At 67.5% G+C, this 19,764-nt stretch carries 22 protein-coding genes; 18 read left to right on the top strand and 4 right to left on the bottom strand.

Features of this window, described 5'->3' with window-relative positions; all coding sequences use genetic code 11:
* Window positions 1-12 precede the first annotated feature (12 nt).
* Entirely contained in the window at window positions 13-786 is a 774-nt protein-coding gene (locus QC821_RS07565; protein WP_309719164.1) for a class II aldolase/adducin family protein, read from the top strand.
* A 130-nt stretch (window positions 787-916) separates the two neighbouring features.
* Here QC821_RS07565 and QC821_RS07570 read toward each other — a convergent pair whose 3' ends face one another.
* Window positions 917-1,711, bottom strand: a complete 795-nt coding sequence (locus QC821_RS07570; protein WP_095622262.1) for an inositol monophosphatase family protein — start codon at window positions 1,709-1,711, stop codon at window positions 917-919.
* 197 nt (window positions 1,712-1,908) lie between these two features.
* Between QC821_RS07570 and trmJ the strand changes: the two genes are divergently transcribed.
* From trmJ to der, 14 genes are all read left to right on the top strand, one after another.
* Entirely contained in the window at window positions 1,909-2,685 is a 777-nt protein-coding gene (gene trmJ / locus QC821_RS07575) for a tRNA (cytosine(32)/uridine(32)-2'-O)-methyltransferase TrmJ (protein ID WP_309719170.1), read from the top strand.
* A 40-nt stretch (window positions 2,686-2,725) separates the two neighbouring features.
* Window positions 2,726-3,628, top strand: a complete 903-nt coding sequence (gene cysE, locus QC821_RS07580; RefSeq protein WP_309719173.1) for a serine O-acetyltransferase — start codon at window positions 2,726-2,728, stop codon at window positions 3,626-3,628.
* A gap of 87 nt (window positions 3,629-3,715) precedes the next feature.
* A complete protein-coding gene (gene iscR, locus QC821_RS07585; protein ID WP_309719176.1) occupies window positions 3,716-4,186 on the top strand; it encodes a Fe-S cluster assembly transcriptional regulator IscR in 471 nt (156 codons plus the stop codon).
* Entirely contained in the window at window positions 4,183-5,331 is a 1,149-nt protein-coding gene (locus tag QC821_RS07590; RefSeq protein ID WP_309719179.1) for an aminotransferase class V-fold PLP-dependent enzyme, read from the top strand. The genes iscR and QC821_RS07590 overlap by 4 nt, the downstream gene beginning before the upstream one ends.
* Before the next feature lie 86 nt (window positions 5,332-5,417).
* A complete protein-coding gene (locus tag QC821_RS07595; protein WP_095622267.1) occupies window positions 5,418-5,744 on the top strand; it encodes a HesB/IscA family protein in 327 nt (108 codons plus the stop codon).
* 249 nt (window positions 5,745-5,993) lie between these two features.
* Window positions 5,994-6,419: a nucleoside-diphosphate kinase gene (ndk, locus tag QC821_RS07600; protein WP_095622268.1), complete on the top strand. Its 426-nt coding sequence runs from the start codon at window positions 5,994-5,996 to the stop codon at window positions 6,417-6,419.
* Window positions 6,420-6,484: 65 nt separating this feature from the next.
* Window positions 6,485-7,612 carry a dual-specificity RNA methyltransferase RlmN gene (rlmN, locus tag QC821_RS07605; RefSeq protein ID WP_309719185.1) on the top strand — a complete coding sequence of 376 codons (1,128 nt, stop codon included), beginning with the start codon at window positions 6,485-6,487 and terminating at the stop codon, window positions 7,610-7,612.
* Window positions 7,613-7,742: 130 nt separating this feature from the next.
* Complete coding sequence (gene pilW, locus QC821_RS07610) at window positions 7,743-8,489, top strand: type IV pilus biogenesis/stability protein PilW (RefSeq protein ID WP_309719188.1); 747 nt, start codon at window positions 7,743-7,745, stop codon at window positions 8,487-8,489.
* Window positions 8,490-8,519: 30 nt separating this feature from the next.
* On the top strand, window positions 8,520-9,587 hold the full coding sequence (locus tag QC821_RS07615; RefSeq protein WP_309719191.1) for a RodZ domain-containing protein: 1,068 nt from the start codon (window positions 8,520-8,522) through the stop codon (window positions 9,585-9,587).
* 10 nt (window positions 9,588-9,597) lie between these two features.
* A complete protein-coding gene (gene ispG, locus QC821_RS07620) occupies window positions 9,598-10,713 on the top strand; it encodes a flavodoxin-dependent (E)-4-hydroxy-3-methylbut-2-enyl-diphosphate synthase (protein WP_309719194.1) in 1,116 nt (371 codons plus the stop codon).
* 10 nt (window positions 10,714-10,723) lie between these two features.
* Window positions 10,724-12,031, top strand: coding sequence for a histidine--tRNA ligase (gene hisS, locus QC821_RS07625; RefSeq protein WP_309719197.1), 1,308 nt, complete (start codon window positions 10,724-10,726; stop codon window positions 12,029-12,031).
* 54 nt (window positions 12,032-12,085) lie between these two features.
* Window positions 12,086-12,745, top strand: coding sequence for a YfgM family protein (locus QC821_RS07630; protein WP_309719200.1), 660 nt, complete (start codon window positions 12,086-12,088; stop codon window positions 12,743-12,745).
* A complete protein-coding gene (gene bamB / locus QC821_RS07635; RefSeq protein WP_309719202.1) occupies window positions 12,742-13,893 on the top strand; it encodes an outer membrane protein assembly factor BamB in 1,152 nt (383 codons plus the stop codon). Before QC821_RS07630 ends, bamB begins: the two co-directional genes overlap by 4 nt.
* Window positions 13,890-15,293, top strand: coding sequence for a ribosome biogenesis GTPase Der (gene der, locus QC821_RS07640; protein ID WP_309719204.1), 1,404 nt, complete (start codon window positions 13,890-13,892; stop codon window positions 15,291-15,293). The genes bamB and der overlap by 4 nt, the downstream gene beginning before the upstream one ends.
* Before the next feature lie 59 nt (window positions 15,294-15,352).
* Here the strand turns inward: der and QC821_RS07645 are convergent, their stop codons facing one another.
* Both QC821_RS07645 and QC821_RS07650 read right to left on the bottom strand, forming a co-directional pair.
* Entirely contained in the window at window positions 15,353-16,444 is a 1,092-nt protein-coding gene (locus QC821_RS07645; RefSeq protein WP_309719207.1) for a PQQ-dependent sugar dehydrogenase, read from the bottom strand.
* Window positions 16,441-16,863 carry a hypothetical protein gene (locus QC821_RS07650; RefSeq protein ID WP_309719210.1) on the bottom strand — a complete coding sequence of 141 codons (423 nt, stop codon included), beginning with the start codon at window positions 16,861-16,863 and terminating at the stop codon, window positions 16,441-16,443. Before QC821_RS07650 ends, QC821_RS07645 begins: the two co-directional genes overlap by 4 nt.
* A gap of 171 nt (window positions 16,864-17,034) precedes the next feature.
* On the opposite strand from QC821_RS07650, the gene QC821_RS07655 reads away from it, so the two are divergent.
* The gene (locus QC821_RS07655) at window positions 17,035-17,658 is read left to right on the top strand and encodes a hypothetical protein (protein WP_309719213.1); all 624 of its coding nucleotides are present in this window, start codon (window positions 17,035-17,037) and stop codon (window positions 17,656-17,658) included.
* 8 nt (window positions 17,659-17,666) lie between these two features.
* On the opposite strand, the gene QC821_RS07660 is transcribed toward QC821_RS07655, so the two are convergent.
* Entirely contained in the window at window positions 17,667-18,530 is an 864-nt protein-coding gene (locus QC821_RS07660) for an ATP-binding protein (protein ID WP_309719216.1), read from the bottom strand.
* 105 nt (window positions 18,531-18,635) lie between these two features.
* Here QC821_RS07660 and QC821_RS07665 point away from each other — a divergent pair, with 105 nt between their 5' ends.
* Complete coding sequence (locus tag QC821_RS07665) at window positions 18,636-19,439, top strand: M48 family metallopeptidase (protein WP_309719219.1); 804 nt, start codon at window positions 18,636-18,638, stop codon at window positions 19,437-19,439.
* Between the two features lie 15 nt (window positions 19,440-19,454).
* Window positions 19,455-19,712 carry a hypothetical protein gene (locus QC821_RS07670; protein ID WP_309719222.1) on the top strand — a complete coding sequence of 86 codons (258 nt, stop codon included), beginning with the start codon at window positions 19,455-19,457 and terminating at the stop codon, window positions 19,710-19,712.
* Window positions 19,713-19,764: the final 52 nt, after the last annotated feature.

Consider the following 19,764-nt stretch of genomic DNA (forward strand, 5'->3'; position numbering starts at 1 on the left):
ACCGGGAGCACCATGACGGCACCACTATCATCCCAAGCGCCGCGCGGCTGCAGCAGCGAGGAGTGGCAGGCACGCTGCGAGCTTGCCGCACTCTACCGCCTGATCGCCTACTACCGCATGACCGATCTGATCGACACCCACCTGACGCTGCGCGTGCCCGGGTCGGCAGAGCACTTCCTGATCAACCACTACGGGGTGCCCTTCGAGCAGATGCGCGCCTCGGACCTGGTGCGCATCGACCATCAAGGCCGGGTCGCGGATCCGCTCAATCCCGATGGTCGAATCAACGTCGCCGGCTTCGTGATCCACTCGGCGATTCATGCCGCACGCCCCGAGCTCGCCTGCGTGATTCATACCCACACCGCCGCGGGGATGGCGGTCTCGGCCCAGGCCGAGGGGCTGCTGCCGCTGACGCAACATGCGATGAAGTTTCACGGCAAGCTCGCCTACCACGAGTATGAAGGCGTCGCCCTGGACGTCGCCGAGCGCCAACGGCTGGTGGCCGATCTCGGCCCGCACAAGGCGATGATTCTGCGCAATCACGGCCTGCTCGCGGCGGGAGAAAGCGTCGCCGAGGCGTTCATGGAGATCTACTTCCTCGAGCGCGCCTGCCAGGCCCAGGTGCAGGCCCTGGCCGGCGGCCGCGAGCTGCATCTGCCCAGTGAAGCCGTGCAGCGGCATACCGCGGCCCAGTTCGCGGCTGAGGGCGAACGCGAGATCGTCGACCTTGCCTGGCGCGCGGCGCTGCGCCTGATCGAGGAGCAGCGCCCAGACTACTGCCGTTGAGCCTGCCGTAACGCAAAACGCCCCCGCCGACGGTGCGTCAGCGGGGGCGTTCGTGTCATGCAGGAGTACTTAGGGAAGCGCTGCACAATTTGTTGCCAAGCAAACGTGCTGTCATTTGTGCAGTGTTTTCTTAGAAATGTGGCGCCAGCTGCTGCACCAGCGCCTTATAGAGGCGCGGGCTGGCGGCCATCAGCTGGCCTTCGGTGTCGACGCTGGGGCGGCCGTCGAGGCTGCCCATCAGCGCGCCGGCTTCCTTGAGCAGCAGCGTACCGACCAGCTTGTCCTGCTCCTCGAGGCCCAGCACGAAGGCGGCATCGGCGCGCCCGGAGGCCAGCTCGACGATATCCAGCAGGCCGCTGCCGGTGGCGCGCTGCACTTCGATCTGCGGGCCGAGCTGCTGGATCAGCGTCAGGTAGGCCGGCAGGTGGCGCGGCCGCAGCCAGCTCTCGGGCAGGCTCATGGCGATCCGCGCGCCACCGATGGCCGAGGTCTTGGGCACGCGGATGCGCTTGCCGTTGTACTGGGCACCGCGGCCACGACTGGCGAGAAACTCGTCGTCGCTGAACGGACAGATCACCACCGCGTGCTCGGGACGCCCCTTGACCAGGCAGACCAGCGACAGGGCGAAGCCGGCGCTGGCCACGCTGAGGTTGGAGTAGCCGTGGAAGGGCTCGATGACCCAGTGCATGTCGCGGCCTTCACCCTCGCCTTCGCGGTACGGGGTATAGCGGCCAGAGATGCCGTGCTGCGGGTAGCCCCGCGCCAGCTGACGGGCGATCAGGGTCTCGGCGTTGCGAGCGGTGTCTTCCAGCAAACGCTCGATATTGTGTTCTTCGTGGGCGTTCTCGATACGCTCACGAATGCGCAGAAACTGTTCGGCGGCGCTGCGCGCAGCGCGCAACCCGAATTGGACCATCGGATGCATGATCGGGCCTTGAGAAGTCGGTAGCTGTTAAAGAACGTGTTGCACGATTGAGCCGCGCTAAGAACTTGGCTGACGGGCGACGCCGCGCATGCTAGCAGAAAGCGCCGTCGGGGGCCATCGTCGACGCCTACGGCCTGCGCAGCGCGCCGCCGTCATGCTAGACTGTGCGCCCTTAATGCACTGCGCCAAGGCTCTCCATGCTCGACTCCATCCGCATCGTGCTGATCGGCACCAGCCACCCCGGCAATCTCGGCGGCACCGCGCGCGCCATGAAGAACATGGGGCTCGGCGACCTGGCACTGGTGGCACCGCGCAGCGAGCACCGCTCGGCGGAGGCGATTTCGCGCGCCTCCGGCGCCGATACCATCCTTGCCGCGGCACAGCGGGTCGAGACCCTGGAGGAAGCGGTCGCCGACTGCAGCCTGGTGGTGGGCGCCAGCGCCCGCTCGCGCACCCTGCCGTGGCCGATGCTCACCCCGCGCCAGCTCGGCGAGCGCTTGCCCAGTGAGCTGGCCGCCGAGGGCACCCGGGTGGCGCTGGTCTTCGGCCGCGAGGATAGCGGCCTGACCAACGCCGAGCTGCAGCGCTGCCACGCCCATGTGCATATTCCCTCCAATCCCGATTTCAGTTCGCTCAACCTGGCCGCCGCGGTGCAGGTACTGGCCTACGAGTGCCGCTTGGCTTGGCTCGCAGCCGAGCACGGCGAAGCGCCCGAGATCACCGAACAGCAGCAGCCGTTCGGCGTGGCCTGGGACAATCCACCGGCCAGCCACGCCGACCTGGAGCGCTTCTTCGAGCATCTCGAGCGGGTACTGATCGACGTCGACTTCCACGACCCGGCCAAGCCGCGCCACCTGATGGCGCGGCTACGGCGCCTCTATCTGCGCGCCCGCCCCGACCAGATGGAAGTCAACATTCTACGCGGCATGCTCAGCGCAGTGGAGAAACGCTGTAGCGAGCCCCCGCGAGGCTAGCCCACGCGCTGCCTTGCAGGGGGCCGACCCCACCCCAATAATGAAACCAGCCGTCAACGGCCGTGCCTATGCGACCGGCTCAACATTATTCAAGGATTGCCGCATGTTTGCCCGACTGCGTGAAGACATCAACAGCGTATTCGCCCGCGACCCCGCGGCGCGCAACTTCCTCGAAGTGCTGACCAACTACCCCGGTCTGCACGCCCTGCTGCTGCATCGTTGCGGCCACTGGCTGTGGCAGAAGAACCTCAAGTGGCTGGCGCGCACCCTGTCGACCTTCTCGCGCTGGCTTACCGGCATCGAGATTCACCCCGGTGCGACCATCGGCCGGCGCTTCTTCATCGACCACGGCATGGGCGTGGTGATCGGCGAGACCGCCGAGGTCGGCAACGACGTGACCCTCTACCAGGGCGTCACCCTGGGTGGCACCAGCTGGAACCAGGGCAAGCGCCACCCGACGCTGGGCGACGGGGTGATCGTCGGCGCCGGCGCCAAGATCCTCGGCCCCTTCACCGTCGGCGCCGGCGCCAAGGTGGGCTCCAACGCGGTGGTCACCAAGGAGGTGCCGGCCGGCGCCACGGTGGTCGGCATTCCCGGCAAGGTCGTCAAGCGCGCCGACCCCGATGTCGAAGCCGTGCTCGACGTCGACCCGGCCCGCCGCGAAGCGATCTGCCAGAAGTTCGGCTTCGATGCCTACGGGGTCAGCCAGGACATGCCCGACCCGGTAGCGCGCTCGATGCAGGCGATGCTCGACCACATGCACGCCGTCGACGAGCGCATCGAGCAGATGTGCGGCACGCTGCGCAAGCTCGACGCCAGCTATCGCGATGGCCGCCTGCCGGAGCTGCGCGACGAGGACTTCGCCGAGATTCTCGATGACGTCGACAGCTGCTGCCCGCCGCGCGACGAGCAACCACCCCGCGATGGCGGCGACAACCGCTGAGCCAGGCAGAGCGGCTAAAGTTGACCGGGGTGCTGGGTTTTTCCCATAATGGCGCTTTGCGATACGCCATCAGGCTGCGATGACCCTATGCGCTTGACCACCAAAGGACGCTACGCCGTCACCGCGATGCTCGACCTGGCCCTCAACGCCAGGCACGGGCCCTCCTGCCTGGCCGATATCTCCAAGCGCCAGGAGATCTCGCTGTCCTACCTCGAGCAGCTGTTCGCCCGCCTGCGCCGGGCTCAGCTGGTCAAGAGCGTGCGCGGCCCCGGCGGCGGCTACCAGCTGGCCCATCCGCCGGCCAGCATCTCGGTGGCGCGGGTCATCGACGCGGTCAACGAGTCGGTGGACGCGACCCGCTGCCAGGGGCTGTCCGACTGCCAGCGCGGCGATGTCTGCCTGACCCACCACCTGTGGTGCGAGCTGTCCCAGGAAATCCACGGTTTCCTCGACGGTATCACCCTCGGCACCCTGGTCGATCGCCACGAGGTGCAGCATATCGCCGAGCGCCAGCGGCGCCGCACCGACGACGCCACCATCGCGGTGTCGCCGCAATGAGCGCTCCGGTCTACCTCGACTACGCCGCCACCACCCCGGTCGACCCCCGCGTCGCCGAGGTCATGGCCGGCCACCTGACCATGGGCGGCACCTTCGCCAATCCCGCCTCGCGCAGCCATATGCCCGGCTGGCTGGCGGAGCAGGCGGTGGAAGGCGCGCGGCGCCAGGTCGCCGACCTGATCGGCGCCGACCCCCGCGAGATCGTCTGGACCAGCGGCGCCACCGAGGCCGACAACCTGGCGCTGATCGGCTTCATGCGCGCCAATCGCGCCCGCGGCCGCCACCTGGTGACCTCGCGCATCGAACACAAGGCGATCGTCGACACCGCCAAGGCACTCGAGGCCGAAGGGTTCGAGGTGACCTGGCTCGACCCGCAGCCCGACGGGCGCGTCACGCCCACCCAGCTGGCCGAGGCGCTGCGCGACGACACCGTGCTGGTGTCGCTTATGGCGGTCAACAACGAGCTCGGCGTGATCAACGACCTGGCCGCGCTGGCCGAGGTCAGCCACGCTCGCGGCGCGGCCTTCCACGTCGACGCCGCCCAGGCCGCCGGCAAGCTGCCGCTGGACGTCGCCGCCATGGGCATCGACCTGCTATCGCTGTCGGCGCACAAGCTTTATGGCCCCAAGGGCATCGGCGCGCTCTATGTGCGACGCAGCCCGGACATCCGCCTCGAGGCGCTGATCCATGGCGGCGGCCACGAGCGCGGCATGCGCTCCGGCACCCTGGCCACCCATCAGATCGTCGGCATGGGCGAAGCTTTCGCCCTGGCCAGCGCCGAAGGCGAGGCCGACCAGCGTCACATTACTGAACTGCACGACCGCTTCCTGGCCGGCCTTGCCGACCTCGACGGCGTGCATCGCAATACCGCGGTCGAGGTGGCGGTGCCCAACATCGTCAACCTGGCCTTCGACGGCGTCGACGGCGAGTCGCTGCTGATGGCGCTGCGCCATCTGGCGATCTCTACCGGCTCGGCCTGCAACTCGGCGAGCGTCGAGCCATCTTATGTACTGAAGGGTATCGGGGTGCCGCGCTCCCGGGCACTGGCCTCGCTGCGTTTCAGCTTCGGCCGCTTTACCCGGCGCGAGGATGTCGACACCGCCATTCACGAACTGCGTCACGCCATCACCGCGCTGCGCCGCTGAGCGGCGAGCCGTCGACACCCCGTTATGCCACGCCCTTTATGCTAGAGTGGCTGCCATCGGGCAGCGTTTCTCAAGGAGACAACATCATGGCCCATCTTTCGATCACTACCGCCGCCGCCCAGCAGATCCAGCAGGTGCTGGAGGAGCGTGGTCAGGGCCTTGGCCTGCGCGTCACGGTCAAGCCCAGCGGCTGCTCGGGCTACAGCTACGTGCTCGACTTCGCCGACGAGGCCGCCGCCAACGACGTGTCCTTCGAGGAGCACGGCGCGCGCGTCTTCGTCGCCCCCGAAGCACTGGAGATGCTCGACGGCAGCGAAGTCGACTACGTCTCGGAAGGACTCAACCGTTTCTTCCGCTTCAACAACCCCAACGTCAAGGATCAGTGCGGCTGTGGCGAAAGCTTCACCGTATGAGGCCCCGTGGCGCGATGATTGTTGGATGCCACGAGAAAGCGTTATAATACGCGGCTAATTGGAACGGCGGCGCTCGCACCGCCAGCCCTCGCGCCGATCTTGATTCACGTCGCGCCGCCCGCGGCTCCATGTTCGTCATGGTTGCCGCGGGCGGCGCGATGTCATCCGCGATGAGCCGATTGCACCCTTTCGCTTTTACGCTGTCCTTTTTCACACAGCCCATCACACTACCCAACGGAGACACGCCCCATGGCTACCGAACGCACCCTGTCCATCATCAAGCCCGATGCCGTCGCCAAGAACGCCATTGGCGAGATCATTGCTCGCTTCGAGAAGGCCGGCCTCCAGGTCGTCGCCGCCAAGATGCTGCATCTCGATGAAGGCAAGGCCGGCGGTTTCTACGCCGAGCACAAGGAGCGTCCCTTCTTTGGTGATCTGGTTGGCTTCATGACCTCCGGCCCGGTAGTGGTTCAGGTGCTCGAAGGCGAAGGCGCAATTGCCAAGAACCGCGAGCTGATGGGCGCCACCAATCCCAAGGAAGCCGCCGCCGGTACCATCCGCGCCGACTTCGCCCAGTCCATCGATGCCAACGCCGTGCACGGCTCCGACTCCGCCGCCTCGGCCGAGCGCGAGATCGCCTACTTCTTTGGTGCCGACGAGATCTGCCCGCGCTGAGGAAGCGCGTCACGCCTTCCCGCAGGGGCGCCCGGCGCCCCTGCCCCACCGACTCGCTGACCGCCATGACTGCCACTACCGCTCCCCAATGCACCAACCTGCTGGGCCTGTCTCGTGAGCAGATGGAGGCCTTCTTTCTCTCCATCGGCGAGAAGAAGTTCCGTGCCGCGCAGGTCATGAAGTGGATCCACCACGAAGGCTGCGACGACTTCGAGGCCATGACCAACCTCTCCAAGGCGCTGCGCGCGCGACTGGCCGAGGTCGCCGAGATCCGCGGGCCGGGGGTGGTCTATGAAGGCACCTCCAGCGACGGCACCCGCAAGTGGGTGCTCGAGGTGGAGGACGGCAGCTACGTCGAGACCGTGCTGATCCCCGCCGACAACGGCTCGCGCCGCACCCTGTGCGTGTCGTCCCAGGTCGGCTGCTCGCTGGACTGCAGCTTCTGCTCTACCGGCAAGCAGGGCTTTCAGCGCAACCTCACCGCCGCCGAGATCATCGGCCAGGTGTGGGTCGCCAGCCGCAGCGCGGGGCCGCAGAAGGATACCGCCCAGCGTGCCGTCACCAACGTGGTGATGATGGGCATGGGCGAGCCGCTGATGAACTACGACAACGTGGTGCCGGCGATGAAGCTGATGCTCGACGACAGCGCCTACGGCCTGTCCAAGCGTCGCGTCACCCTGTCCACCTCGGGCGTGGTGCCGATGCTCGACAAGCTGGGCGACGACATCGACGTGAGCCTGGCGATCTCGCTGCATGCCGCCACCGACGAGCTGCGCAGCGAACTGGTGCCGATCAACCGCAAGTACAACATCCGCGCCCTGCTCGACGCCTGCCATCGCTACCTGGCCAAGTGTGACAGCGCCCGCGTGGTGACCATCGAATATACCCTGATCAAGGACGTCAACGACCAGCAGCAGCACGCCACCCAGCTGGCCGAACTGCTGCGCGAGCTGCCGTGCAAGATCAACCTGATTCCGTTCAACCCCTTCCCGCACTCGGGGTATGAGAAGCCGTCGCGCAACCAGGTGATGCGCTTTCAGCAGTGGCTCTACGAGCTGGGCTACAATGCCCCGGTTCGCACCACCCGCGGCGACGACATAGATGCCGCCTGCGGCCAGCTGGTGGGGCGCGTCAAGGATCGTACCAAGCGCCATGCCCGCTACATTCAATCGATTCAGCTCGACGCAGACTGAGGCGGGTGGCGACCTTGACTTCAACCGGACACAGCGCTTTGATGGGTAGGTTTTTCAAGCTGTTGTTGCATCCTGCAGCCTTCGCACGGCGGCCCGATGCGACCCTACACCCATGCGCCGAGAGGACTCGATGATTCGTCGCTACGCCCAGCCAGGATGCCGCTCGCTACGGCCGCTACTGATCGGCCTGTTCGGCGCCGTCTGGCTGACCGGCTGTAGCAGCCAACCGGCACAGCCTGACAGCGGCACCAGTCCGGCCGATGCCTATACCCAGCTGGGTATGGCCTACCTCGAACGCGACAACCTCCCGCGCGCCCAGGGCGCCTTGAACCGTGCCCTGGCCGTGGCGCCCAACGCCCCCGAGACGCTCCAGGCGCTGGCCATGGTCTATCAGCGCCAGGGCGAGGACGAGCTCGCCGACGAACACTTCCAGCGCGCCCTCTCGGCCGATGCCGGCTACACTCGGGCGCGCAACAACTATGCGGCCTTCCTGTATGATCAAGGCCGCCTGAGAGAGGCCTGCACGCAGCTCGAGCAGGCCACTCAAGATACCCAATACGACAATCGCGCCCAACTGTTCGCCAATCTGGGGCAGTGCCAGCGCGAAATAGGCAATCTCGGCGCGGCAGTCACCAACCTCGAGCGCGCCCAGGCCATCGACTCGCGCAGCCCGCGCAGTTATTTCACGTTGGCCGAGATCGAATATGCCCGGGGCAACCATGCGCGGGCCTGGGAGCAGCTGCAATCGTTCATGCGCCTGGCCGGCACTACGCCGGCCAGTCTCGAACTGGCCCGCGACATCGCCGATGCGCGCGGCGATATCGAGAATCGGCGTTTCTTCACCGAGCAGCTCAATGCCCTGGGTCATGCACCCTGATCACCGAATATTGACGAAGGATGCTCAGCCATGAGCGACACTCACGATAACGACGTAGCGGACTTTGCCCCCCAATCGTCACCCGGCGACATGCTCAAGCGCGAACGCGAGCGTCAGGGCATGCCCCTCGACGAGGTCGCCACCGCCCTCAACCTGCGCCCGGCGGTGGTGCGCGGCCTGGAGAGCGACAGCTACGACGAAGTGCCGGTGGCCGCCTATCGACGCGGCTACCTGCGCGCCTACTCACGGCTCCTGGGCATCGACGACAAGCCGGTCGTCGCTGCCTACAATGCGCGCTTCGGCAGCGCCGAGGCCGAGCGCAAGGTGACACCGGTACACGTCACCAAGCCGCCCTCCAAGCTTGGCGCCTGGCTATTCAAGCTGGTCACCCTGCTGGTGATCGTGGCGCTGCTCGGCCTAACCCTGCTGTGGTGGCAAAGCCGTGAAGGCACCGACCTGCTGGGCATGGGCGGCGGCGAGCCGGTGGCCGTCGACACCCTCGACGGCACCACCATCACCGAAGGCGAAAGTGACGAGGACCTCGCCTCCGGCAGTGAGCCGCTGCCGCCGCTACCCGATGATGAAAGCGACCTGGGGCTGGTCGACGACGCCCCGCTCGATGGCCCCACCGGCGTTGACCCGCTGCTCCCCGAAGAGCCGCTGCTCGACGCCCCTGCCGATGAACCGACCACCGAGCCGTTGGTCGAAGATCCGGCACTGGCCGAAGCCCCCGGCGACGTGGATGCCGCTGACGATGCCGCGAGCGACGACGAGTCGGCCGTGGGCGACCTCGCCGAGGCGGCCAGCGCCGAGGTCGAGGAAGCCGACGCCGCCGATGACAGCGCCGCCGCCGATCCTGGCGTCCTGCAGTTGACCTTCAACGAGCAGTCCTGGACCGAGATCTTCGACGCCGGCAACCAGCGCGTATTCGTCGGCCTGCAGGAGCCCGGCACCCAGGCCACCGTCGAGGGCGAGCCGCCCTTCCGTCTCACCGTAGGCAACGTGACCGGCGTCGAGCTGCGCTATCTCGGCGAACAGGTCGACCTGACCGGCTATGCCGGCAGCAACAACGTTGCCCGCTTCACCCTGGGAGAATGACCTAGTCACTATGCACGCTCAGTCTCCAATCACACGTCGTCAGTCACGCCAGATCCACGTCGGCAATGTGCCGGTGGGCGGCGGTGCGCCGATCTCGGTGCAGAGCATGACCAATACCGACACCCTCGACGTGGCCGCCACCGTGGCGCAGATCCGTCAGCTCGAGGCCGCCGGTGCCGATATCGTGCGCGTCTCGGTCCCCGACATGGACGCCGCCGAAGCCTTCGGCAAGATCAAGCGCGAAGTGGCGGTACCGCTGGTCGCCGACATCCACTTCGACTACAAGATCGCCCTGCGCGTCGCCGAACTGGGCGTCGACTGCCTGCGCATCAACCCCGGCAACATCGGCCGCGAGGAGCGCGTCCGGGCGGTGGTCTCGGCAGCCCGCGACAACGGCATCCCGATCCGCATCGGCGTCAACGCCGGTTCGCTGGAGAAGGATCTGCAGAAGAAGTACGGCGAGCCGACACCGGCGGCGCTGGTCGAATCGGCGATGCGCCATATCGACCACCTCGAGCGCCTCGACTTTCCCGACTTCAAGGTCAGCGTCAAGGCCTCCGACGTGTTCATGGCGGTGGCCGCCTATCGTGACCTGGCCAGCCGCATCGAGCAGCCGCTGCACCTCGGCATCACCGAGGCCGGCGGTCTGCGCTCGGGCACCGTCAAGTCGTCGATAGGCCTGGGCATGCTGCTGATGGATGGCATCGGCGACACCATCCGCGTATCGCTGGCCGCCGACCCGGTCGAGGAGATCAAGGTCGGCTTCGACATGCTCAAGAGCCTGCGGCTGCGCAGCAAGGGCATCAATTTCATCGCCTGCCCCAGCTGCTCGCGCCAGAATTTCGACGTGATCGGCACCATGAATGCCCTCGAGGAGCGCCTCGAGGACATCATGACCCCGCTCGACGTGTCGGTGATCGGCTGCGTGGTCAACGGCCCCGGTGAGGCCAAGGAAGTCGACGTCGGCCTGACCGGCGGCAGCCCCGCCAACCTCGTCTATATCGACGGAAAACCGGCCAGCAAGCTGCGTAACGATCACCTGGTCGACGACCTCGAGCGTCTGATCAGGGAGCGGGTACGCCTCAAGGAGCAGGCCGAACAGGACGTGCTCGCCAGGGACGCCTGAGCGCCCGGCGATGAGTAAGGAGCAAGCGTTGAGCGACAAGAAGATCCAGGCCATTCGTGGCATGAATGACCTGCTGCCCGACCAGTCGCCGTACTGGCAGTACTTCGAGGCCCAGGTGCAGGGACTGATGCAGCGCTACGGCTATGCCGAGATGCGCATGCCGATCGTCGAGCAGACCGCGCTGTTCGCGCGCTCCATCGGCGAAGTCACCGACATCGTCGAGAAGGAGATGTACACCTTCGACGACCGCAATGGCGACAGCCTCACCCTGCGCCCGGAGGGCACCGCCAGCTGCGTGCGTGCCGCCATGCAGCACGGCCTGCTGCACAACCAGACCCAGCGGCTCTGGTACCAGGGGCCGATGTTCCGCCACGAGCGCCCGCAGAAGGGCCGCTACCGGCAGTTCCACCAGGTCGGCGTGGAGACCTTCGGCCTCGAGGGGCCGGACATCGACGCCGAGCTGATCCTGCTCTCGGCGCGGCTGTGGAAGCAGCTCGGCCTGCTTGAGCACGTGACCCTGGAGCTCAACTCGCTTGGCTCGCTCGAGGCCCGCGCCGCCTACCGCGAGACTCTGGTGGCCTACTTCGAGCAACACCTCGAGCTGCTCGACGAGGACTCGCGGCGGCGCCTCAACAGCAACCCGCTGCGTATCCTCGACTCGAAGAACCCCGACATGGCGGCGATGCTCGACGCCGCACCGCAGCTGATGGATCACCTCGACGCCGAGTCCCGCGAGCACTTCGAGGCGCTTACCGCGACCCTCGATGCCGCCGGCATCGGCTATGTGATCAACCCGCGGCTGGTGCGCGGTCTCGACTACTACTCGCGCACCGTGTTCGAGTGGACCACCAATGCGCTGGGCAGCCAGGGCACGGTGTGCGCCGGCGGCCGCTACGACGGCCTGGTCGAGCAGCTCGGCGGCAAGCCGACGCCGGCGGTGGGCTTCGCCATGGGCATCGAGCGGCTGATCCTGCTGCTCGAGACCCTCGACCTGGTGCCCGCCGAGGCCACCCCGACCCTCGACCTCTACCTGCTGGGCATGGACGCCGCCGCCGGCCGCGAGGCGCTGCTGCTGGGCGAGACGCTGCGTGAGGCGCTACCTGAGCTGCGCGTTCAGGTACACTGCGGCGGCGGCAGCTTCAAGAGCCAGATAAAGAAGGCCGACAAGAGCGGCGCGCGGCTGGCGCTGCTGCTGGGCGAGGATGAACTCGCCGGGGGCACGGTCACCGTAAAATTCCTGCGCGACGATCGCCAACAGTGCAGCCTGCCGCGTGACGGCCTGGCCGCGGCGCTGAGCGAACTGCTGAACGTTGCTTGATCGCCGCGGCGCAGCGGCGCCGTGGCACGCATTCCGATTGAGAGGAGACCGCCCGTGGCGGAGCTGAGAAGCGAAGAAGAACAGCTTGATGCCATCAAGGCCTGGTGGAAGAAGAATGGTACCTCGCTGATTGCCGGGGTGGTGATCGCTATCTCCGGCGTACTGGGCTGGAACGCCTGGCAGAACTATCAGGAGAATCAGGCCGAGGCCGCCTCGCTGCGCTATCAGCAGCTGCTCAACCTGGCCGCCGACCCCGAGCTCGACGAGGGTGGGCGCGCCGAGGCGCGCGGGCTGATCGACGAGATCACCGACAACCATGGCCGCACGCTCTACGCCGATCTGGCGCAGCTGATCGAGGCGCGCCTGGCCGTCGCCGAGGGCGACCTGGCCGCGGCGCGTGCCGCGCTCGGCGACGTCATCGACGGCAATGCCCGCGACTACGTCCAGGCCCTGGCGCGGCTGCGCCTGGCACGGGTACAGATTGCCGACGGCAATCCCGAGGCCGCCCTCGAGGTGCTCGACAGCGGCCTGCCCGACTCGCTGTCGGCCCAGCGCGAGGATATCCGCGGCGACGCCTTCGTTGCTCTGGAGCGCGACGACGAAGCCCGCGACGCCTATCGCCAGGCCATGGCACTGGCCGTGGAACACGGCCAGTCGCTGTACGGCGTACAACTCAAGCTCGACAACCTCGGCGCGGAGGATGCCACCCTATGAAACCGACTCTCGTGATCGCCGCCGCGGCGCTGGCCCTGCTGGCCGGCTGTGCCGGCAAGGTGGAGCCGCAGTATCCGCCCAAGGACCTGACCAGTTTCGATGAGCAGGCCAGCTTCAGCACCGCCTGGAGTCAGCGCGTCGGCCGCGGCCTCGGGCGCGCCACCTACCCCATCGCGCCGAGCCGCGAAGACGGCGTGATCTTCGCCGCCGACGAGCGCGGCCAGGTCTACGCCATGGACGCCGAGAGCGGCGACACCCTGTGGCGCAGGGATCTCGACACTCCGGTCTCCAGCGGCCTCAACGCCGTTGCCGGCCAGGTCTACCTGGGCACCCGCAACGGCGAAGTACTGGCGCTGAGCCAGAACGACGGCGACGTCGTGTGGCGTACCCGCGTCTCCAGCGAGGTGCTGGCCGCACCCCAGGCCAACCAGCAGCTGCTCGTGGTGCAGAGCGTCGACGGCAACGTCACCGCCCTGGACCGCAGCAGCGGTAACGAGGTGTGGGTCCACACCAGCTCGCAGCCGGCCCTCACCCTGCGCGGCACCGGCACACCCCAGGTCATCGATCCGGTGACCTTCGTCGGCTTTGCCAACGGCCGCCTGGCGACCCTCGACAACCGCAGCGGCCAGCCGCTGATGGAGATGCGCATCGCCGTGCCCCAGGGCCGCACCGAGGTCGACCGCCTGGTGGACCTCGATGGCCAGCCGCTGCTGACCCCCGACGGGCGTCTCTACGTGACCAGCTACAACGGCCGCCTGGTGGCCATGGAGGCAACCTCCGGCGAGATCCTGTGGGAGCGCGAGCACTCCAGCTATCTCTCGCCGCTGCTGGTCGGCGACACCCTCTACACGGTCAACGAAGCGAGCCACATCCTCGCCCTCGACGCCCTCTCCGGCCGCCTGCTGTGGCGCTCAGAGGACCTCGAAGGCCGCTGGATCACCGCCCCGGCGCTGGCCGACAACAAGCTGGTGTTCGGCGATTTCGAGGGCTATGTGCACCTGCTCGACCGCAACAGCGGCGATTTTGTCGGCCGCACCCGGGTCAACCGCTCGGGCATCAGCCTGCGCCCGTTGACCGATGGCCGCTGGGTCTACGCCCTGGCCAACGACGGGCGCCTCGAAGCCCTGCAGATTCGCGAGACACAATGAACCCAGTCATCGCTCTGGTCGGCCGGCCCAATGTCGGCAAGTCCACGCTCTTCAACCGCCTGACCCGCTCGCGGGACGCCCTGGTGGCCGATTTTCCCGGCCTCACCCGCGACCGCAAGTACGGTAACGGCGCGCTCGGCGACAAGACCTACACGGTCATCGACACCGGCGGCATCAGCGGCGACGAGGACGGCATCGACGCGGCCATGGCCGAGCAGTCGCTGCTGGCCATCGACGAAGCCGACATCGTGCTGTTCATGGTCGACGCCCGCGCCGGGCTGATCGCCGCCGACGAGGCGATCGCCAACCACCTGCGGGTCAACCAGAAGAAGACCTGGCTGGTGGTCAACAAGACCGATGGCCTCGAAGAGCACTCGGCGATGGCCGACTTCTGGCAGCTGGGTATCGGCGATCCGCATCCGATTGCCGCCGCCCACGGCCGCAATGTCACCACCCTGATCGACGAGGTGCTGGCACCGTTCCCCGAGCGCGAGGTCAACGCCGCCCCGGCCGATCTCAGCAACGGTGTCCGCATCGGCGTGATCGGCCGCCCCAACGTCGGCAAGTCGACCCTGGTCAATCGCCTGCTCGGCGAAGAGCGGGTGGTGGTCTTCGATGAAGCCGGCACCACCCGCGACGCCATCGAGATCCCCTTCGAGCGCCGCGGCAAGCCCTATGTGCTGGTGGATACCGCAGGCGTCAGGCGGCGCAAGAACGTCAGCCAGATCGCCGAGAAATTCTCGATCATCAAGACCCTCGAGGCGATCAAGGAGTGCCACGTGGCGATCATGGTGCTCGATGCCCGCAGTGGCCTGGTCGAGCAGGACCTGCACCTGCTCGACTACGTACTGAGCAGCGGCCGGGCGCTGGTGCTGGCGGTCAACAAGTGGGACGGCCTGGAGGCCGAAGCCAAGGACAAGATGCGCGCCGAGATCAAGCGCCGCCTGGGCTTCGCCGACTACGCCGAGCTGCACTTCATCTCGGCGCTGCACGGTACCGCGGTGGGCGACCTCTACCCCTCCATCGACCGCGCCTTCGCCTCTGCCAACAGCCACTGGTCGACCAATCGCCTCACCAGCATCCTCCAGGACGCGGTCGGCGAGCACCAGCCGCCGCTGGTCCACGGCCGCCGCATCAAGCTGCGCATGGCCCACCAGGGCGGCAGCAATCCGCCGATCATCGTGGTCCACGGCAACCAGACCGAGTCGCTGCCGGATGCCTACAAGCGCTACCTGACCAACACCTTTCGCAAGGTGCTCAAGGTGCGCGGCACGCCGATCCGCTTCGAGTTCCGCTCGGGCAAGAACCCCTTCGACAGCAACGCCGGGGCCAGCGACCGCGAGAAAGCCAAGAAGCGCGAGCTGGGCCGCACCAAGGAAGCGCGCAAGAACCGCCGCTGACGGTTGCTGGTCATGTTCGATTGCCGAGGGGCGCCTTTTCAGGCGCCCCTCGACGTTTCTCACGACGCTGGCACCACCCGTATCAGCGCCCCGTCGGCGTGATCGGTGAGCAGGTAGAGATAGCCGTCGGGGCCGACCCGCACGTCGCGGATGCGCGCACCGAGCTCCTCGAACAGCACCTGCTGGTCGACCACCCGGCCCTCGTCGCGAATCAGTCGGCGCACCTGCTGACCGGCCAGCGCCGAGACGAACAGGTCGCCCTGCCAGTCGGGGAAGGCGTCGCCGCGATAGAGCGCCATGCCCGACGGCGCGATCGACGGCGTCCAGTGCAGCAGCGGCGGCGTGAACGCCGGCAGCTCGCGAAACGGCGTGATCCGCGCCCCGGTGTAGTCGACGCCGTGGGTGGTCAGCGGCCAGCCGTAGTTGGCGCCGGGCTGGATGCGGTTTAGCTCGTCGCCGCCGCGCGGACCGTGCTCATTGATCAGCAGCTCGTCGCGCTGGTCATCATAGACGATGCCCTGGACGTTGCGATGGCCGATGCTATACAGCTCGGGCCGCGCCCTGTCATCGCCGAGGAAGGGATTGTCGTCGGGCACTCGGCCGTCGAGGCTCAGCCGCACCAGGCTACCCAGATGATTGCCGGCATTCTGCGCCTGCTCGCGATAATCAAAGCCATCGCCCAGGGTCAGCACCAGGGTGTCGTCGGGCAGCAGCGCCATGCGTCCGCCGTAGTGGGCAGCACCGCGCTTGGCGGGGGAGGCGCAGAACAGCACCTCGCCACCGCTGAGCCCCTCGCCGTTGAAGCGCGCGCGCCCCAGGCAGGTGTTGTTGGCGGTGATATCGCCGTAGGCGTAGCTCAGGTAGAGCAGCCCGCTGTCGGCGAAGTCCGGTGCCAGCATCACCTCGAACAGCCCCGCCTGGGCCTCGGCGAACACCTCGGGCACGCCGGCGACCGGCGCCTCGCGCAGTGCGCCGTCGGCGTCGACCAGCCGCAGCCGCCCCGGCCGCTCGGTGACCAACATGCCGCCATCGGGCAGAAACGCCAGCGACCAGGGATGTTCGAGGCCTTCGGCCACGGTCTCGAGGCGATAGTCGGCGTGGGCCAACCCTGCCAGCAGCGGCGCGGCAAGCCATATACTCAAGCGCTTCATGACGTCCTCCCGGCACGACAGCAGGCATATACCAGACCACCCAGGGCAGCACCGCCGAGCATCGCCAGCGTCCCCGAGAGGCTGCGCGTTGCGGCAATCAGGGTCGGCATCGGCGCCAGGGTATCGGCGACCAGCAGCGCCAGCCACAGGCCCAGCGCGGCGGCCAGGGGGTACAGCAAGGCGGGCGGCAACGCTAGCCAGCGCCGACTCAGCGCCGCCAACGGTATCGACGCGGCCAGCGACAGCACCACCATGCCAGCATACAGCGGGGCGAAGCCGAGCAGATCCTGCAGGCTGGTCGTCAGCCGCGTGCTCAGGCTGATCTCGGCGCCTAATGCCGCGAGCGCCGCCAGATTGAACTGGGTCTGGATCAGCGACCCGCTCAGGGTCGTCACCAGCAGGGCCAGGACGAAGCCCATCAGCCGTGTTCTCCACTTTTCTATCATCGGCATTCCTTGGCAAAGCAACGGCGGTGGCGACGTGCGCGAAATTGCTTGGCAGCCAGCTACACTGGCCCTAGAATTCGCGCGCCCCGCGACCGCTCCCGGGAGCATCCCCGGCCATTATTCCATGCCCAGGAGTCCGTGATCATGTCGTTTGTTGTCCTACGTCTGCGCCGCCGTTGGCGCCTGCTGCTGCCCACCGGCCTGGCACTGCTGCTGGCCGGCTGCCTGGCAATGCCCCAGACCAGCCTGTTCGCGATGCGCCTGGCGGTGACCTCGCTGGGCGTGGAGGACGTGCGCATCGGCCCCTATGCCATCCGCGCCGGCCTCGACACCTCCGATATCACCTCGCTGATCGCCTCCAGCCTCGGCGCCGGCAGCCTGCCGGTGCAGGCCACCCTGGCCATGGGCCTGGGGCTACCACGGGGCATGCCACCGGTGGAGCTCAACGGCTTCCGCTGGACCCTCGACGTGCCCGACGCCGAGCCGATCAGCGGCAACTACGACGAGCGCGTGGCGCTGACCCCTGGCGACGACGCCGACCTGCGCCTGCCGGTGAGCTTCGACGTACTTGGCGACCGCCAGCGCTTCGCACCGATGGTGCAGCTGGCAAGCCAGCTGGCCAGTCGCGGCGAACTGCCGGCGGGCAGCGAGCTTGCCATCACCCCCGGCGGCGTCCGCGGCCTGGGGGTCACGCTACCGCCAGGGCTATGGATGCCAACGGTGCGCTTTAGCGTCAATCCGGACGGCAGCCTGACGCCCACCTCCTAAGGCTAGCGCTACGCGCCCAAGCGCTGCTCACCGATCCACTGGCAGGCGAACTGCCAGGCGGCGCGGCCGCTGCGGCCGCCGCGCAGGGTGGCGAAACGAATCGCCGCCTCGCGGGCCTCGGCGTGCCAGTCCTCGCCGCTGCCCAGCCGCGTCACCCAGTGCTCGCAGACCTCGAGGTAGGTGGCCTGGTTGAAGGGGTAGAACGCCAGCCACAGGCCGAAGCGATCCGACAGCGAGATCTTCTCCTCGACGGCATCGCCGTGGTGCAGCTCATCGCCGACCAGCTGGGTGGCCTGGTTATCGGACAGCGACTCGGGAAGCAGATGGCGGCGATTGGAGGTGGCGTAGAGCAACACATTGTCGGGCGGCCCGGTCAGGGTGCCATCGAGCACGCTCTTGAGCGCCTTGTAGGCGTCGTCGTTGGCCTCGAACGACAGGTCATCGCAGTAGACCACGAAACGCTGCGGCTGGTCGCGCAGCTGCTGGACCAGCCCCGGCAGGCCGGCCAGGTCGTGGCGATCGACCTGGATCAGGCGCAAGCCTTCGCCGGCCAGGGTATTAAGCAGCGCGCGTACCATCGATGACTTGCCGCTGCCCCGCGACCCCCACAGCAGCGCGTGGTTGGCCGGCAGGCCCTGCAGGAAGGCGCGGCTGTTGGCGAGCAGCGCGCGCTTCTGGCGCTCCACGCCGAGCAGGTCATCGAGGGTTGCCGCATCGCGAACCGGCACCGGCAGGAGTTGTCCACCCAGTGGGTGGCGTTGCCACAGCGCCGCCACGTCACGCGACCAGTCTATGCGCGGCGGCGAGGGCGGCAAGAAGGCCTCGACGCGGTCGAGCAGCTTGGCGAGTCGCGCGGACAGCTCGGCATCCATTGATGGAGTCTCCCTCTGGTTGACCTTGGTGGGCATCCGGGTATCTTGTGGCAGATCAGTGGCTTTCGTCCACTGCCTACGGACGGACTATGAGGACGCTTGACCATGCGCTGGATCCCCCGACTCGCCATTGGCGCGCTGTGCGTATCGCTCGCCGCCTGCGCCAGCTCGCCCACCGGGCGGCAGCAGTTCACCCTCTATTCGGATGAGCAGCTCAACCAGATGGGGCAGCAGGCCTTCGAACAGTATCAGGAGGATCTGACGGTGGTCGGCGGTGCCCACGCACGCTACGCCGAGTGTATCGCCGATGCGCTGGTGGCCGAGCTGTCCGGCCGCGACCGCGACTACAACTGGCAGATTCGCGTGTTCGAGGATGACTCGGCCAACGCCTTCGCCCTGCCCGGCGGCTACATGGGTATCCACACCGGGCTGCTCGACATCGCCACCGACCAGGATCAGGTCGCCGCAGTGGTCGGCCACGAGATGGGCCACGTGATGGCCAACCACGCCAACGAGCGGGTCTCGACCCAGTCGGCGACCCAGGTCGGCATGTCGGTGCTCTCCTCGGTGGCCGGGCTGCAGGGGCCCCAGGGCGAGCAGATGCTCGGCCTGCTCGGCGCCGGCGCCCAGTACGGCATCCTGCTGCCCTTCTCGCGCCGCCACGAGAGCGAGGCCGATGTGATCGGCCTGCGGCTGATGGCCGAGGCTGGCTTCGACCCGCGCGCCAGCGTGACGCTGTGGGAGAACATGCAGGCCGCCAGCGGCGGTCAGCCGCCGGTGTGGATGTCCACCCACCCCAGCCAGGGCCAGCGCATGGCCGGCCTCGAGGCCAACATGGACGACGCCATGGCGCGCTACGAGCAGGCGCGCAGCGCCGGACGTCAACCCAACTGCCAGCGCCCTGGCTAAGACGCTCCCGACCCGATGCTACGACTTGGACTACTGCTGCTGATCGTGCCCGTCATCGTACTGATGGGCGTCTATTTCTGGGAACTCGGCGATGTGCGCGAGTGCACCCTCTCCGGCGGCTATTGGGACTACCTGGACGGCGTATGTCGCGACACCCCACAGCCGTTCGTCTCCTGGCTGGAGCGCTACCCGCTGCTGGTCAACGGCGGCATGCTGCTGTCGGTACTCGGCCTGGTGCTGTGCATGGTGGGGTTCTACGTCAAGAAGCGCTGAACCCAACCGGCCATTTGTCCAGCGCCCCGCGGCTGACGCCGCGGGGCGCGTA

This window comes from Franzmannia qiaohouensis, assembly GCF_031451695.1.
GTDB lineage: Bacteria > Pseudomonadota > Gammaproteobacteria > Pseudomonadales > Halomonadaceae > Franzmannia > Franzmannia qiaohouensis.